14 protein-coding genes are annotated in these 13,479 nt (G+C 57.6%); 6 read left to right on the top strand and 8 right to left on the bottom strand.

Going from position 1 to position 13,479, the window contains the following annotated elements:
• Nucleotides 1-59: 59 nt before the first annotated feature.
• The 5 genes from scpB to argS all read right to left on the bottom strand — a co-directional run bounded on the left by scpB (nucleotide 60) and on the right by argS (nucleotide 5,385).
• A complete protein-coding gene (scpB, locus tag AC2FH0_RS01630; RefSeq protein ID WP_281994496.1) occupies nucleotides 60-707 on the bottom strand; it encodes an SMC-Scp complex subunit ScpB in 648 nt (215 codons plus the stop codon).
• Nucleotides 700-1,494, bottom strand: a complete 795-nt coding sequence (locus tag AC2FH0_RS01625) for a segregation and condensation protein A (protein WP_142633343.1) — start codon at nucleotides 1,492-1,494, stop codon at nucleotides 700-702. Before AC2FH0_RS01625 ends, scpB begins: the two co-directional genes overlap by 8 nt.
• On the bottom strand, nucleotides 1,484-2,491 hold the full coding sequence (nagZ, locus tag AC2FH0_RS01620) for a beta-N-acetylhexosaminidase (protein WP_496788365.1): 1,008 nt from the start codon (nucleotides 2,489-2,491) through the stop codon (nucleotides 1,484-1,486). Before nagZ ends, AC2FH0_RS01625 begins: the two co-directional genes overlap by 11 nt.
• Entirely contained in the window at nucleotides 2,488-3,552 is a 1,065-nt protein-coding gene (locus AC2FH0_RS01615; RefSeq protein ID WP_496788363.1) for an SPOR domain-containing protein, read from the bottom strand. Before AC2FH0_RS01615 ends, nagZ begins: the two co-directional genes overlap by 4 nt.
• An 87-nt stretch (nucleotides 3,553-3,639) precedes the next feature.
• Nucleotides 3,640-5,385 carry an arginine--tRNA ligase gene (gene argS / locus AC2FH0_RS01610; RefSeq protein WP_496788362.1) on the bottom strand — a complete coding sequence of 582 codons (1,746 nt, stop codon included), beginning with the start codon at nucleotides 5,383-5,385 and terminating at the stop codon, nucleotides 3,640-3,642.
• Nucleotides 5,386-5,516: 131 nt separating this feature from the next.
• Here argS and AC2FH0_RS01605 point away from each other — a divergent pair, with 131 nt between their 5' ends.
• The gene (locus tag AC2FH0_RS01605; RefSeq protein ID WP_496701233.1) at nucleotides 5,517-6,068 is read left to right on the top strand and encodes a putative pterin-binding protein; all 552 of its coding nucleotides are present in this window, start codon (nucleotides 5,517-5,519) and stop codon (nucleotides 6,066-6,068) included.
• On the opposite strand, the gene AC2FH0_RS01600 is transcribed toward AC2FH0_RS01605, so the two are convergent.
• Nucleotides 6,050-7,222, bottom strand: coding sequence for a deoxyguanosinetriphosphate triphosphohydrolase (locus AC2FH0_RS01600; protein WP_496788361.1), 1,173 nt, complete (start codon nucleotides 7,220-7,222; stop codon nucleotides 6,050-6,052). The two genes, AC2FH0_RS01605 and AC2FH0_RS01600, sit on opposite strands and share 19 nt — an antisense overlap.
• Before the next feature lie 75 nt (nucleotides 7,223-7,297).
• Here AC2FH0_RS01600 and AC2FH0_RS01595 point away from each other — a divergent pair, with 75 nt between their 5' ends.
• Together AC2FH0_RS01595 and xth are read left to right on the top strand one after the other, a co-directional pair.
• Nucleotides 7,298-7,621, top strand: a complete 324-nt coding sequence (locus AC2FH0_RS01595) for a HesB/IscA family protein (RefSeq protein ID WP_496691103.1) — start codon at nucleotides 7,298-7,300, stop codon at nucleotides 7,619-7,621.
• A gap of 290 nt (nucleotides 7,622-7,911) precedes the next feature.
• On the top strand, nucleotides 7,912-8,691 hold the full coding sequence (gene xth, locus AC2FH0_RS01590) for an exodeoxyribonuclease III (protein WP_496691102.1): 780 nt from the start codon (nucleotides 7,912-7,914) through the stop codon (nucleotides 8,689-8,691).
• A 4-nt stretch (nucleotides 8,692-8,695) separates the two neighbouring features.
• Here xth and AC2FH0_RS01585 read toward each other — a convergent pair whose 3' ends face one another.
• Complete coding sequence (locus AC2FH0_RS01585) at nucleotides 8,696-9,847, bottom strand: FAD-dependent monooxygenase (RefSeq protein WP_496708541.1); 1,152 nt, start codon at nucleotides 9,845-9,847, stop codon at nucleotides 8,696-8,698.
• 70 nt (nucleotides 9,848-9,917) lie between these two features.
• Nucleotides 9,918-10,340, bottom strand: coding sequence for an RNA polymerase-binding protein DksA (dksA, locus tag AC2FH0_RS01580; RefSeq protein ID WP_142633326.1), 423 nt, complete (start codon nucleotides 10,338-10,340; stop codon nucleotides 9,918-9,920).
• A 373-nt stretch (nucleotides 10,341-10,713) separates the two neighbouring features.
• Between dksA and AC2FH0_RS01575 the strand changes: the two genes are divergently transcribed.
• The 3 genes from AC2FH0_RS01575 (at nucleotide 10,714) to AC2FH0_RS01565 (ending at nucleotide 13,473) form a co-directional block, all read left to right on the top strand.
• Complete coding sequence (locus tag AC2FH0_RS01575; RefSeq protein WP_496705978.1) at nucleotides 10,714-11,559, top strand: AAA family ATPase; 846 nt, start codon at nucleotides 10,714-10,716, stop codon at nucleotides 11,557-11,559.
• Nucleotides 11,560-11,674: 115 nt separating this feature from the next.
• On the top strand, nucleotides 11,675-12,124 hold the full coding sequence (locus tag AC2FH0_RS01570; RefSeq protein ID WP_496788360.1) for a GNAT family N-acetyltransferase: 450 nt from the start codon (nucleotides 11,675-11,677) through the stop codon (nucleotides 12,122-12,124).
• Nucleotides 12,121-13,473: a DUF2927 domain-containing protein gene (locus tag AC2FH0_RS01565; RefSeq protein ID WP_496788358.1), complete on the top strand. Its 1,353-nt coding sequence runs from the start codon at nucleotides 12,121-12,123 to the stop codon at nucleotides 13,471-13,473. Before AC2FH0_RS01570 ends, AC2FH0_RS01565 begins: the two co-directional genes overlap by 4 nt.
• The last annotated feature ends 6 nt before the right edge of the window (nucleotides 13,474-13,479 follow it).

Below are 13,479 nucleotides of genomic sequence, written 5' to 3'. Positions count from 1 at the left end.
AACTCCGATTTCCAGGCTTCTAAATAGTCGATTTGTGCGGCAACAAAAGGGCCGCGTGATCACTCTTCCTCGAACAGTTCGGTTTGATCTTCGTCTTCCTGCCCCTCTCCCAGTGGGATCGTTCCCGGAGGCGGTCTGTTCTCCAGCAAACCGGCAGCGCGCAATTCTTTCAACCCCGGCAAATCGCGGGCGTTCTCCAGCCCAAAGTGATCCAGAAACTGCGGAGTCACCACGAAAGTCACCGGACGGCCCGGCGTCATGCGACGACGACCCAGTCTGATCCACTCCATCTCCAACAGTTGGTCGATGGTCCCGCGCGAGACCGATACGCCGCGAATTTCTTCGATCTCGGCACGTGTACAGGGTTGGTGATATGCCACAATCGCCAGCGTTTCGATCGCGGCCCGGCTGAGCTTGCGGGTTTCAACCGTTTCTTTTTGCATCAGAAAACCCAAGTCTGGGGCAGTGCGAATGGCCCAGGATTCACCAACCTGAACCACACGAACACCACGCCCTTCATAGCGTTTCTTAAGCATTTCCACCGCCTGTGACGCGTCGCTGCCATGGGGCATTCGCACTTCAAGATCGGCAATCGTCACCGGCTCGGCACTGGCGAATAACACGGCCTCAACCATGCGTTCTTGCTCGGCCATAGGCGGGGCTTCGAACAGGGTGCCGGTACCTTCTTCCTGAGGCGCGTCAGTCACGGGATTGGGTCCTCTTGCGTAGTTGTATCGGAGCAAAAGTTTCGCTCTGCTGTATTTCCATATGCCCTTCTTTCACCAACTCAAGTGAGGCCGCAAAAGTAGCCGCCGTCGCGGACCGCCTGCGCACCGGGTCGGCATCCCAGCCCTCGGGCAGATAGGTCTCCATATCCGTCCAGGCCCCGGCAAAGCCGATCAGCGGGCGCATACGTTCCAGCGCCTGTTCCATCGTGAATACGGCGTCACGGTCCATGACAAAGGGGCGGAATTCATCACGGGTGCGAATGCGGGCATAGCCCTGCATCAGGTCCAGCAGCGTGGCGGAATAGGTCACGGTGCGGATGCGCGTAACATCCTCGCCCTGCCCACGTTTGAAGAAATCGCGCCCCAGCTGATCGCGCCCCATCAATCGGGCGGCAGCATCGCGCATGGCCTGAAGCCGCTCTAGCTGAAACGCCAGATGCGCGGCCAGTTCTTCGCCCGAGGGGCCTTCGTCATTCGGATCCGGAGGCAGCAGCAAGCGCGATTTCAGAAAGGCCAGCCATGCCGCCATCACCAGATAGTCGGCGGCCAATTCGATCCGCAGCGCCCGCGCCTTTTCCACGAAGGACAAGTATTGCTGCGCCAGCGCCAGAACCGATATTTTGCGCAGATCAACCTTTTGTGTGCGGGACAGCATCAGCAGCACATCGAGCGGGCCTTCGAACCCGTCGACGTCTACGATCAATGCCTCTGCCGCAAGGCGATCCGCGACCGAGACGGGGTCTTCGCTAAAAAGATTATCCGACATACACCTGCCCGCCCATTAGGCGAGAAAGTTCGGCTTCGGCGGCTTGGATGTCAAGTTCCTGCGGGGCTTTGCGCATCGCCAACGCCCGTTCAGCGCGTTTCTGTGCCTGTTCGGACATCTTTCCGGCGGTGCTCAGCACCTTAGCACGGGCATCAAAAGAGCCATTGCAGTACAAAACCACATCGCACCCTGCAGTTAGCGCCTGATTGGCAATCTCTTCTGGATTTCCGCTCAGGGCCTTCATCGAGATATCATCCGTCATGATCAGCCCGCCAAACCCGATCGTTTTGCGGATCAGGCTGATCATGGTCCGAGAAATCGTAGCAGGTTGAGGGTCAATCCGGTCATAGACCAGATGCGCCGTCATCCCCATGGGCAGATCGTTCAACTCCCGAAACGGGCCGAAATCGGCCTCGGTCAAGTCCTCTTGCGCCAGATCGACATGGGGCAGGTCATGATGGCTGTCCAGCGTGGACAAACCATGACCCGGCATGTGTTTGAGCACCGGCAATACACCGCCATCCAAATGCCCCTCGGCAACCGCACGACCGATCCGAGAAACCATTTTGGGATCAGATCCATAGCAGCGGTTTTTAAGGAACGGATGCGTCTCGTTCCGGGCCAGATCCACCATGGGCGCGCAGTTGCTGTCGATCCCAAGCTCGAACAGTTCATTCGCAATCAGGCGATAGCGCAGATACATAGCACGTTCGGCCTGCTCTCCGCTCTGGGCCACGTGATCCAACGGCGGCATCCATTCTCGGGCCAGCGGTGTGCGCAGTCGTTGCACGCGTCCACCCTCTTGATCAACAGTGATCGGGCAGTTACACCCCACAGCCTCGCGGAAATCGTCGCATAGGGCGCGCACTTGATCCGCAGACTCGATATTGCGGGCAAAAAGAATGAACCCGAATGGGTTCATCTCTTGGAACAGTTTTTTCTCGTCAGACGTCAGGCGCAGACCTTCAGCGTCCGTAATGACTGCGCCGAAATTCACCGTGCGGCAACCGGAATACAATCGGCGCCTTCAGCCTGCAAAGCTGCACAGAATTGGCGCGAGTCGCTCAGATCGTCAAACCCCAGAACCCGAAGACGATAGAAAGTTCGCCCACCGCTTGAGGTTTTCTGTATAACACGCTGTTTTCCATCCATATAATCTCTGAATCGTCCATTCATGCGGTCCCATTCCGAGCGCGCGACATCCGAATTTTCATAGGCCCCAAGCTGGGCCATACGGGTGCCCTTGGTCAGGGTTTCGGGATCCACATCCAAGCCGACCGCAGCTTTGACCGCCGCGTTGATCGCGTCTTCGGTAGTGCTGTTTGACGTAATTGCGCTGCGCACACCGCCAGCGGGGCGCAGGACCGGGCGCAGCGACCGGCGCACACCAGGCAAAGCCGCCAGTTCTGGGTCCGGTTGCGATGCAGCCAGATCAGCCGGATCAATAGCAGGCTCTTCCTCGGGGATGGTCAAAGAGGCCAACTGAAAACTTTGCTCGCCAACCTGATCGGAATTTTCCGCCTCTCCCGCCAGTTCAGCAACCAGTGTATCAACCGCGCCCTGGCGCATCTGTGTGGCCGTCCGGTCAGAGACGTTTTCATCGACCACATGTACGACAGGTGTCGGTTGCAACGGTGCCACCGGAGTATCTTCATCTGTCAGGGAAACCGGGCGCGGTGCAAGGATCAGCCGATCAGCAGGCGGCGCTGCTGTGCCCACTGCCGCAACCGTGTTCACGGCCAAACCCTGATGATCCGCAGGGGTGCCACCCGGGCTATCCGGCTGAATACGCATTGGTCCATCTAAGGACCGAACAACCGGTACGCCACTGACATCGCGCATTACCAAATTGTAACCCCAAACACCGATGCCAGCGACCAGCGCCAAAGATGCAACAGCACCCAGAGCACTAACAATACGACCCAAACCCGCGGAATGGGGCGTTTCGTCATATCCGTGCAAGTCATTAGGGAAGTCATACCCATCCTGAGGATGAGCTTGATTCGTATAATGCATCTGCTCGGGGCGCATTTGCCCCGGGTAATCGTAACTTGCCATGTCCGCCTCACCGCCCGTTTAGCGCCGAAAATAAGGCGCGCGGGTCATTTCTTGCCTACCTCGTACCGGCGGTTCGGACGGTGTTGTTCACCGCATCTCCTGCGCCGGGGTAACGCCAAGAATACCCAAGCCTGCTGAAATCACAACAGAAACGGACCGGGCCAGTGCGATTTTTGACTGGCTTGTGGCAACATCGCCATCCTGAATAAACCGCAGCTGGGTTTCATCGTTGCCCTTGTTCCAAAGCGCGTGGAAATCCCCTGCAAGTTCATACAGATAGAAGGCAACGCGGTGGGGTTCATTGGTACGTGCGGCGATCTCAACCAGACGCGGCCATTCGGCCAGCTTCTTGGCAACAGTCAGCTCAGAGGCATGGACGATCTTACCCAGATCGGCGCTTTTAAGCGCTGGGTCCTGCGCGTCGATCCCGGCCTCAGCTGCACGGCGCAGAACACTCATCACGCGGGCATGGGCATATTGGACGTAGAAAACGGGGTTCTCGCGGCTTTGTTCCAACACCTTGTCAAAGTCAAAATCCAGGGCAGCGTCATTCTTGCGGGTCAGCATCACGAAGCGGGTCACATCCGGGCCAACCTGATCGACCACATCACGCAATGTGACGAAGTTCCCTGCCCGCTTGGACATCTTGAACGGCTCGCCGTTCTTCCACAGTTTCACCAACTGGGTTAGCTTGATATCCAGCGGTACCTTGCCGTCGGACAGAGCGGATACTGCGGCCTTCATCCGTTTGACATAGCCACCGTGGTCGGCGCCGAACACATCGATCAACGCGTCAAACCCACGGGTCACTTTGTCATAGTGATAGGCGATATCCGGGGCAAAATAGGTCCAGCTCCCGTCCGATTTCTTGACCGGGCGATCCACGTCGTCGCCATGCTCGGTCGATTTGAACAGGGTCTGCTCACGTGGTTCCCAATCTTCGGGCTTTTTGCCCTTGGGCGGTTCCAGCACGCCCTCATAGATCAGGCCCTTGTCGGTCAGGGATTGCAACGCAGCTTCAATCCGACCCGTGCCATAGAGCGACTTTTCCGAGAAGAACACATCCATCTCAACGCCCAACGCCTTCAGGTCGGCACGGATCAGGTCCATCATCGCTTCGGTCGAAAACTCGCGCAGATCCTCCAGCCAGTCGCTTTCCGGCTTGTCGATCAGGCTGTCACCGTATTTCTCTTTCAACGCCTCGCCAATCGGGATCAGATAGTCGCCAGGATACAGGCCCTCGGCGATCTCGGGGCTCTGCCCGTTGGCCTCGCGGTATCGTTCATAGGCCGAGCGCGCCAGCACATCGACCTGCGCACCGCCATCGTTGATATAGTATTCACGGGTCACGATATGGCCGGAATAGGCCAGCAAGCTTGCCAGCGCATCGCCAAACACCGCGCCCCGCGTATGACCCACATGCAAGGGGCCGGTAGGGTTGGCCGAGACGTATTCCACGTTCACCTTCTGCCCATGCCCCATGGTCGAGCGGCCATAATCCGTGCCCTGTTGCAGCACCGCAGCCAGAACACCCTGCCAGACTGATGGCGCCAACCGCAGGTTCAAGAACCCCGGCCCGGCAACCTCTGCACTTGTGATCCGATCATCCTCTGCCAGCTTTCCAGCCAGCGCATCGGCAATGTCGCGCGGCTTCATCTTGGCGGGCTTTGCCAGCACCATCGCCGCATTCGTTGCCATATCGCCATGCGCCGCATCACGTGGAGGCTCGACCGCCACGTTGTCAAAGCTCAACCCTTCGGGCAGCACGCCTTCGGACTGCATCTGTGCCAACGCGTCCAGCACAAGGCTGCGGATCTCGGAAAACAGGTTCATTTCGAATGTCCTTTTGCTTGCCCGGCGGTTTACCACGCAACACCGCAAGGTCAATGGAGGCATTCAATTTGCGCTTGGATAAAGACCCCTCCCCGCTAAGGTCTGTCAGATACACCTAAACGGAGAATCCCATGCGTTTTGCCCTGCCCCTTGGTCTGATTTTGTCGACCGCCCTTCCGGCTTTTGCTGAAATGCCTGCCCCGCAAGGCCATGTGCTGGTCACCCTTGGCGGCGCGGTTGGGGAAACCAACCTGCCCGCGCGCGGCGAGAATGACGGCGGCTTGCTGGGATATCTGGAGGTCACCCATGACGGGGCAGCTGGCTTTGACGCGGCATTGCTGGATAGTTTGGATCAGGTCGAGATCACAATTCCCTACGGCACAGAGGCCAACCAACGCGACATTACCTTTAGCGGCCCGCTTCTGTCTGATGTGATGGTCATGGCCGGTGCCGAAGGTAAAACGGCCAAACCAATGGCAATGGACGGGTACCAGGCAGAAATTCCCTGGCAAAGCATTTCGACCTATCAGCCCATCCTTGCGACCCACGCCGACGGCGCCCCCATGGGGATCGGAGGGTATGGCCCAACGATGATCGTCTTCCCACCCACCGACGATGCTGAGGCGGCGCAGGATCAGACGGGCCAACAAGTCTGGGCTTTGGCCTATATCGGGGTCGAGTGATCCGCCGGTATCGGGTGGCCAGTCAGTCTGGCATGATCCTGTAGCGCAAACCTGTCGGTCATCCCGGCAATATAGTCCGATACGATCCGGGCTAAGGCAGTCTCATCCTCAGCCTCTTCAATGTCCGCGTGCCAACGCGCGGGCATCTGTTTCGGATCGCCAAGGTAGATTGGAAACAAATCCTCGACCACTTTGCTGACCTCGGCGCGCACCGTCATCACCGACGGCGCCCTATACATCCGCGAAAACAGGAAAGCGCGAATTTCCTTCAGTTGCGCCCAAAGGCCTGTTGAGAACTGAATGACCGGATAGCCAAGATGCCGGATCTCTTCGACGCTCCGGGCACCGGACCCTGCGATCAGAGCCCGAGACGTGTCGATCACGTCCGACACCATAACCCCAAACACCCGCCGCAACGCCTCATGCCGACGGCGATAGGGGTCGAGGCCCGGGTACTTGCGATCCACCTCCGCATAACAGTCGCCCACGATCGGCAGTCGCTGAATGTCCTCGTCGCTGAACAACTCCGCCCTCAGCCCGTCCAACAGGTCATGATTGTTATAGGCGATGTCGTCTGACAATGCCGCCACCTGCGCCTCAGCGCTTGCGTGCGTGTGCAGCTCCAGATCAAAGGCCGCATTGCACTCCGCCAACGCCCAGGGCAGAGCCCCTTCCACCGGGCCGTTGTGTTTCGCAATACCTTCAAGGGTTTCCCACGTAAGGTTGCACCCATCGAACTCGGCATAATGACGCTCAAGCCGGGTCACGATCCGAATGGCCTGCGCGTTATGATCGAACCCACCATACGGCTGCATGATCTCATGCAAAGCATCCTCGCCAGTATGTCCGAACGGCGTGTGGCCAAGATCATGGGCCAGGGCAACCGCTTCAGTCAGTTCTGGATTCAAACCCAAGGCCCCGGCAATCGTCCGCGCCACCTGCGCGACCTCAATCGAATGGGTCAACCGGGTCCGATAGCTATCCCCTTCGTGCTCAACAAAAACTTGGGTCTTGTGCTTGAGCCGCCGAAAGGCGCTGGCATGAATGATCCGGTCCCGGTCGCGCTGAAAGCATGACCGGAAACTGCTTTCTTCCTCTGGCACCAACCGCCCTCTTGCGCGGTCGGGATTCGAGGCAAAACCTGCTCTGTCCAACGGCCTGTCCTTGTCGCCTGTCCTTGGGCTTTCTATATGGTAGAGTGGTTAAGAAATAAACCTTTGGAGTTTGGCATGAATCTGCCCCCGATAGTTACAGAACGCGCCTTTGACCGCCTTGCCGAGATCGGCGCGGCCGATCAGGGTCAAGCCCTGCGTGTCGCTGTCGAAGGTGGCGGGTGTTCGGGCTTTCAGTACGAAATTGCATTGGACAAACCCAAAGAGGACGATTTGGTTCTTGAGGGTAAGGGGCAGAAGGTCATTGTCGACGCAATCTCACTGCCGTTTCTTGAAAATGCGGTGATTGATTTCACGCAAGAACTGATCGGCGCACGCTTTGTGATCGAAAACCCAAACGCCACCTCCTCCTGCGGCTGCGGCACTTCGTTTTCAATGTGATCACCCGTGGGGGCTTCACCCCCACACCCCCACACCCCCAAGGTATTTCTAGCCGGATGAAGCAGGGATCCGCTCTCCGATTTCTAGACCGGAGAGCTTCACCCGGCGCGGTCATCGGCGCCTCCGCCTGTACCGCCAGCTGATTTTCGGAGATTCTGGTTAACGGTCCGTTTCTTCATCTGGCCAAAAATACCTCGGAGCGCGAGGCAGCGCCTCGCAAACCTGTTCTCCGCCTTGCCGTTGGGCCCGTTCTGGGCGATAGGTTGCCAAGGACTGTCGGAGGGTCGCGCATGAAAATCGCCACATTCAACATCAACGGAATCAAGGCGCGGGCCGAAGCATTGCCGCGTTGGCTGGATGATGCCCAGCCCGATGTTGTGCTGCTGCAAGAGATCAAGTCTGTCGACGATAACTTCCCCAGAGAGATCTTTGAGGCGCGCGGGTACAACGTGGAAACGCACGGTCAGAAAAGCTTTAACGGCGTTGCCATTCTGTCAAAGCTACCGCTCGAGGACGTCTCGCGGGGTTTGCCCGGTGATGATGAGGATGAACAGGCCCGCTGGATCGAGGCCACGGTCGTCGGCAAACAGGCGCTGCGTATCTGCGGGCTTTATCTGCCGAACGGCAACCCCGCCCCAGGGCCGAAATATGAGTATAAACTCGCCTGGATGGAACGGCTCTATCATCGCGCCCGCGATCTGATGAACGGTGAAGAGCCCGCGCTGATGGCAGGTGATTACAACATCATTCCCCAGGCCGAAGACGCAGCGCGTCCCGATGCCTGGCGCGAGGATGCATTGTTTCGCCCTGAAAGCCGGGCCGCATTTCGGAAAATTCTGAATCTCGGCTTCACCGAGGCCTTTCGCGCTGGCACGCAAGGTCCGGAACATTATTCATTCTGGGATTATCAAGCGGGTGCGTGGAACCGAAATGACGGGATTCGTATTGATCATTTCCTTCTGACCCCTCAGGCCGCTGACCTGTTGCGCGATTGCAAAATCGATTCCGAAATTCGGGGGCACGAAAAACCGTCAGATCATGTTCCGGTTTGGATAGATCTAGATCTGTAATCGGCTAAGCCGTGGCATCGAACTCATAGATCCAATCATATTTTCGGCCCAACCGCGATCCAACTGCCATCAACGCCAGTTGCGCCCCGACACGCATAGGGCCACGTAGATGGAAGTTGCGCGCGTTGGCTCCAGCGGCAGCGACCACCCGAGTTGCCCGCTGGCGACGGGTCGCTTCATAGGAGGCCAGTGCTTGCGAAACGCCGGATTGTTCTTCGAAAGACCGCCCCAGAGCCCAGGCATCTTCTAGTGCAAGGCAAGCACCTTGGGCCATGAAAGGCAGCGTCGGATGAGCTGCGTCGCCCAAAAGCGCCACACGCCCATTCTGCCAGCATTCAGCAACAGGGCGCAGGAACAATGCCCAGATATTCGGGTCCTGAACCTCTTGCAAAATCTCTTTGACCAAGCCGCCAAAACCTGCAAATCGCGCCTTCAGCTCTTCGGGGTCACCGCGCAGACGCCAGCCTTCTTCCTGCCAGTCAGACCTCTCTTCGATTGCCACGATGTTCATCAGGGTCTGATCGCGCAAAGGATACGTCACTACATGCCGTCCCGGCCCCATGGTTAGCACAGCGCAAGGGTTCTTGTTGCGTCGGTCCCATGGAATCGTCGCGCGCCAGGCAACCTGATGTGTGAATTTCGGTGTTTCCCTGCTAGTCAGGTCAGCACGAATTGCACTTTGGCCGCCGTCCGCGGCGACTGCACAATCAACCCGAAATCTCGCCCCCGTATCGAGGATAATTTCGGCCTCGGACGGGTGCTTTCGCACCCGTTCCACACGCGCACCAAGGTGAAACTCTACCCCTTTTTGAACCGCCGCTTTGTAGAGAAGATCAAGCAGGTCAGCGCGATGGTAATAATAGGTAGGCCCGGCAGAGGGTGGCACGATTTTGCAGACCAGCCGCCCTGCCCGGTAATCACGAAGGACCGTTCCATGGGACAAAAGCCCAGCCTCGGGCGTGTCCGCAACAACCTTCAGCGCACGCAGCACAGCCATCCCGTTGGCGCTGATCTGAAGGCCCGCGCCAACCTCGGTCAATTCTGGTGCCTGCTCAAACACGGTCACCACGGCGCCGCGCTGTCGCAGGGTCAAAGCAGCCGCGAGGCCGCCAATGCCACCTCCGACTATGCCGAATTTCGATCCGCTGATGTTCATGTCACCGGCTTAACGCAAAAACGCCGGAGCAAAAGGCCCCGGCGTCTATGTTATCAGATTTTCCCAGCGATCAATCGTCGCGGTGGACCTTTTCGCGACGCTCATGCCGTTCCTGCGCCTCAAGCGTCATGGTCGCGATTGGGCGCGCATCCAAACGTTTCAGCGAAATCGGATCACCGGTCATCTCGCAATAGCCGTACTCGCCTTCATCAATCCGGCGCATGGCAGAATCGATCTTGGCAACCAGCTTGCGCTGACGATCGCGGGTGCGCAGTTCCAGCGCGCGATCGGTTTCTTCGCTTGCGCGGTCAGCGACATCCGGAATGTTACGGGTATTGTCCTGCAGCCCTTCGATCGTATCGCGGCTGCCAGCCATTAGTTCGTTTTTCCAATCCAGCAGCTTGCGACGAAAATACTCTAGCTGCCTGTCATTCATAAATGGTTCGTCTTCAGCTGGACGGTAATCTTCAGGCAGAAAAACTTCCTGCTTCATTTTTGCTCCCTCGGTGTGGCCTGCAACGCCGGTCACTCTCTCATTACCTGACATGCGGCAATCCCCTTCTGCGGAGCGTTTATCTGACAGCGCAGTAATTGTCACTATGCAAACGTCGCCCCGGCGCCGCGCCATTGCGCGTGATCTAAATACGTCCAACCAAACAACAAAACCTTGTTTTTCTGTGAAAATTAACTGACCATTTCAGGGCAACTCCAAAAAGACGGCACCGGATGTTAGCGCACGAATCAACCAAAAGCATTGTAGTTACTCGGCAATTTCCCTTCATGCGACGCAGCGACCTGGCTTGTCAAAATTTCTGCTGCGCGGTAACCCCAAGGGCGCATTTCGCGCGACACTTGATGGGGGGCCAATGACCGCACGTTTCCAAGGAACAGCCGAATACGTCGCCACAGACGATCTGACCATTGCGGTAAATGCCGCCGTGACGCTGGAACGTCCCTTGCTGGTCAAAGGTGAGCCGGGAACTGGCAAGACCGAGTTGGCCAAGCAGGTGGCCGGAGCGTTGGGGCTTCGGATGATCGAGTGGAACGTGAAATCCACCACCCGCGCGCAGCAGGGACTGTATGAATACGATGCCGTCAGTCGTCTGCGCGACAGCCAGTTGGGTGAAGAGCGCGTGCACGACGTGTCGAACTATATCCGCAAGGGTAAATTGTGGCAGGCCTTTGAAACCGATGAAAAGGTCGTGTTGTTGATCGACGAGATCGACAAGGCCGATATCGAGTTTCCGAACGATCTGCTGCAAGAGCTCGATAAGATGGAGTTCCACGTCTACGAGACCAGCGAAACGATCCGCGCCAAGAACCGTCCGATCGTCATCATCACATCGAACAATGAAAAGGAACTGCCCGACGCCTTCCTGCGCCGGTGTTTCTTTCACTATATCCGGTTCCCTGATGAGGCCACGATGCGCCGCATCGTCGAGGTACATCATCCCGGCATCAAAGATGCGCTTTTGTCAACGGCTCTGACCCAGTTCTATGAGATTCGCGAAACTCAGGGCCTGAAGAAAAAGCCATCAACCTCAGAGGTGCTGGACTGGCTCAAGCTGCTGCTGGCCGAGGACCTGACCGCCGAAGATCTCAAGCGCGATGGCGCCAATGCCCTGCCCAAACTGCACGGTGCGCTGCTTAAGAATGAACAGGACGTGCACCTGTTCGAACGCCTGGCATTCATGGCCCGCAACAAACGCTGAGCCGGTAAACCCTCGGTGATCGCCGCTTGCCTTAGCAAGTCTCGGATGCAAGCATTGGTCTCAGGTTGCCCGGCATGTCCGGGCAATTTACCATCAGACCCAACGGGACTCAGCAATGCCAGAAACAGTAACAATTCGAGCCTTGCATCCGACTGATCGCGAGGACTGGGCGGATATGTGGCGGGATTATCTGGCGTTTTATGAAACCACGGTTCCGGATTCCGTCTATGACAGCACTTTCTCGCGACTGCTGGGGGATGATCCGAACGATTTTTCTTGTTTCGTCGCGCAGGCCGACGGAGGGCTTGTCGGTTTGACTCACTTTCTGTTCCACCGCCATGCCTGGAAGGAAGAAAGCGTGTGCTACTTGCAGGATCTATTCGCCCGCCCCGAGGCGCGCGGCATGGGGATCGGTCGCGCTTTGATTCAGGCCGTTTACGACGAAGCAGACCGGCAAGGTGCACCGTCTGTCTATTGGCTGACGCAGGATTTCAACCATACCGCGCGAAAGCTCTATGACAGGATCGGCAAACAGACACCTTTCATCAAGTATCAGCGCCCATGACGCGATGGCTCGCAATCTTGATCAGCTTTGTCCTGACCGCATGCGCCACGATTGAGCCTGCCGAAAGCCCACCCGAGATTGTGGACATCGAACCACCCCTGCCCCCTGCCAAGTCCTTTACGCGTGCATATCCCTCGCCTCCGGCGCGGTCGAATGAAAACATGGCAGCGGATTTCATCTCTCTGCATTTCGCACTGGAAGGGGGTACGGCACTGCCTGTTTTTACGCGGTTCGAAACCCCGATCACGGTGCGGTTGACCGGGGCTGCGACGCCCTCGCTTCAAAAGGATCTGGGCCGCCTGCTGACCCGTCTGCGCACTGAAGCCGGGATAGACATCAAACAGATCAAGGACGGTCAGGCCAACATCACGATCGCGGCGGTCAGTCAAAAAGAGATTCAGGCCATCCTGCCTCAGGCTGCATGTTTCGTGGTACCCAATGCCTCAAGCCTTGCGGAGTACCGCCGGGATCGGTTCAAACAGAAAAGCAGCTGGACCAAACTGAGCAGCCGTCAGCGACTGGGCATCTTCATTCCCGCCGATGCAAGTCCGCAGGAAAAACGTGACTGCCTGCACGAAGAGATCGCACAGGCGCTTGGCCCGCTGAATGACCTGTATCGCCTTCCGGACTCGGTATTCAACGATGACAATATCCACACGGTCCTGACCGGGTTCGACATGTTGATCCTGAAGGCCGCATATTCATCCCAACTGCACAGCGGTATGACACGTGAACAGGTCGAAACGGCCATACCCGAAATTCTCTCGCGTCTGAATCCGCGCGGTGATGCGGTGCCGGTACAGCCCATGTCGGAAACTCCACGAGCCTGGATTTCAGCAATTCAGAAATCCTTGCAATCCAATCGCAGCCAGCAATCGCGCATGAGACAGGCCCGCAAGGCAGCCCGAATTGGCAAGGAACAAGGTTGGACCGATCACCGGCGCGCTTACCCTCATTACCTGATGGGCCGCATGGAACAGTTCGATGATCCGCAAGAGGCGTTGCGCCAATATGATATTGCCCTGCAGTTTCTGCGCTCTACACCGGGCACGGAATTGCATCAATCCTACATCACGACCCAACTGGGCGCCTTTGCGCTTTCGCAGGGCAATGGGCCAGAGTTCCTGCCCGAAATCGACGATGCTATCAACGTGATGACACGGGCCGAGAACGCCTCGCAGCTTGCAACGTTGTTGTTGCTGAAAGCCGAGGTCCTGAATGAAGTCGGCCGTTCCACAGAGGCACGTTCCGTCAGACTGGACAGTCTGAGATGGGCACGATACGGCTTTGGCTCGGATGTAGTGGCCCGGTCGCTTATGCAGGACGTCGCAGAAGGACCAGTCAATTAACGGGGG

It is taken from the genome of Ruegeria sp. CDSC051 (assembly GCF_059610665.1).
This window is presented reverse-complemented; position numbering and strand designations above follow the sequence as displayed.

Bases quoted from the DNA above. Each gene is read 5' to 3' on its own strand.
- AC2FH0_RS01595 (WP_496691103.1), top strand. From the start codon at position 7,298: ATGAATCTGCCCCCGATAGTTACAGAACGCGCCTTTGACCGCCTTGCC.
- argS (WP_496788362.1), bottom strand. From the start codon at position 5,385: ATGAACCTGTTTTCCGAGATCCGCAGCCTTGTGCTGGACGCGTTGGCA.
- dksA (WP_142633326.1), bottom strand. From the start codon at position 10,340: ATGAAGCAGGAAGTTTTTCTGCCTGAAGATTACCGTCCAGCTGAAGAC.
- AC2FH0_RS01625 (WP_142633343.1), bottom strand. From the start codon at position 1,494: ATGTCGGATAATCTTTTTAGCGAAGACCCCGTCTCGGTCGCGGATCGC.
- AC2FH0_RS01570 (WP_496788360.1), top strand. From the start codon at position 11,675: ATGCCAGAAACAGTAACAATTCGAGCCTTGCATCCGACTGATCGCGAG.
- AC2FH0_RS01615 (WP_496788363.1), bottom strand. From the start codon at position 3,552: ATGGCAAGTTACGATTACCCGGGGCAAATGCGCCCCGAGCAGATGCAT.
- xth (WP_496691102.1), top strand. From the start codon at position 7,912: ATGAAAATCGCCACATTCAACATCAACGGAATCAAGGCGCGGGCCGAA.
- AC2FH0_RS01605 (WP_496701233.1), top strand. From the start codon at position 5,517: ATGCGTTTTGCCCTGCCCCTTGGTCTGATTTTGTCGACCGCCCTTCCG.
- AC2FH0_RS01565 (WP_496788358.1), top strand. From the start codon at position 12,121: ATGACGCGATGGCTCGCAATCTTGATCAGCTTTGTCCTGACCGCATGC.
- AC2FH0_RS01585 (WP_496708541.1), bottom strand. From the start codon at position 9,847: ATGAACATCAGCGGATCGAAATTCGGCATAGTCGGAGGTGGCATTGGC.
- AC2FH0_RS01575 (WP_496705978.1), top strand. From the start codon at position 10,714: ATGACCGCACGTTTCCAAGGAACAGCCGAATACGTCGCCACAGACGAT.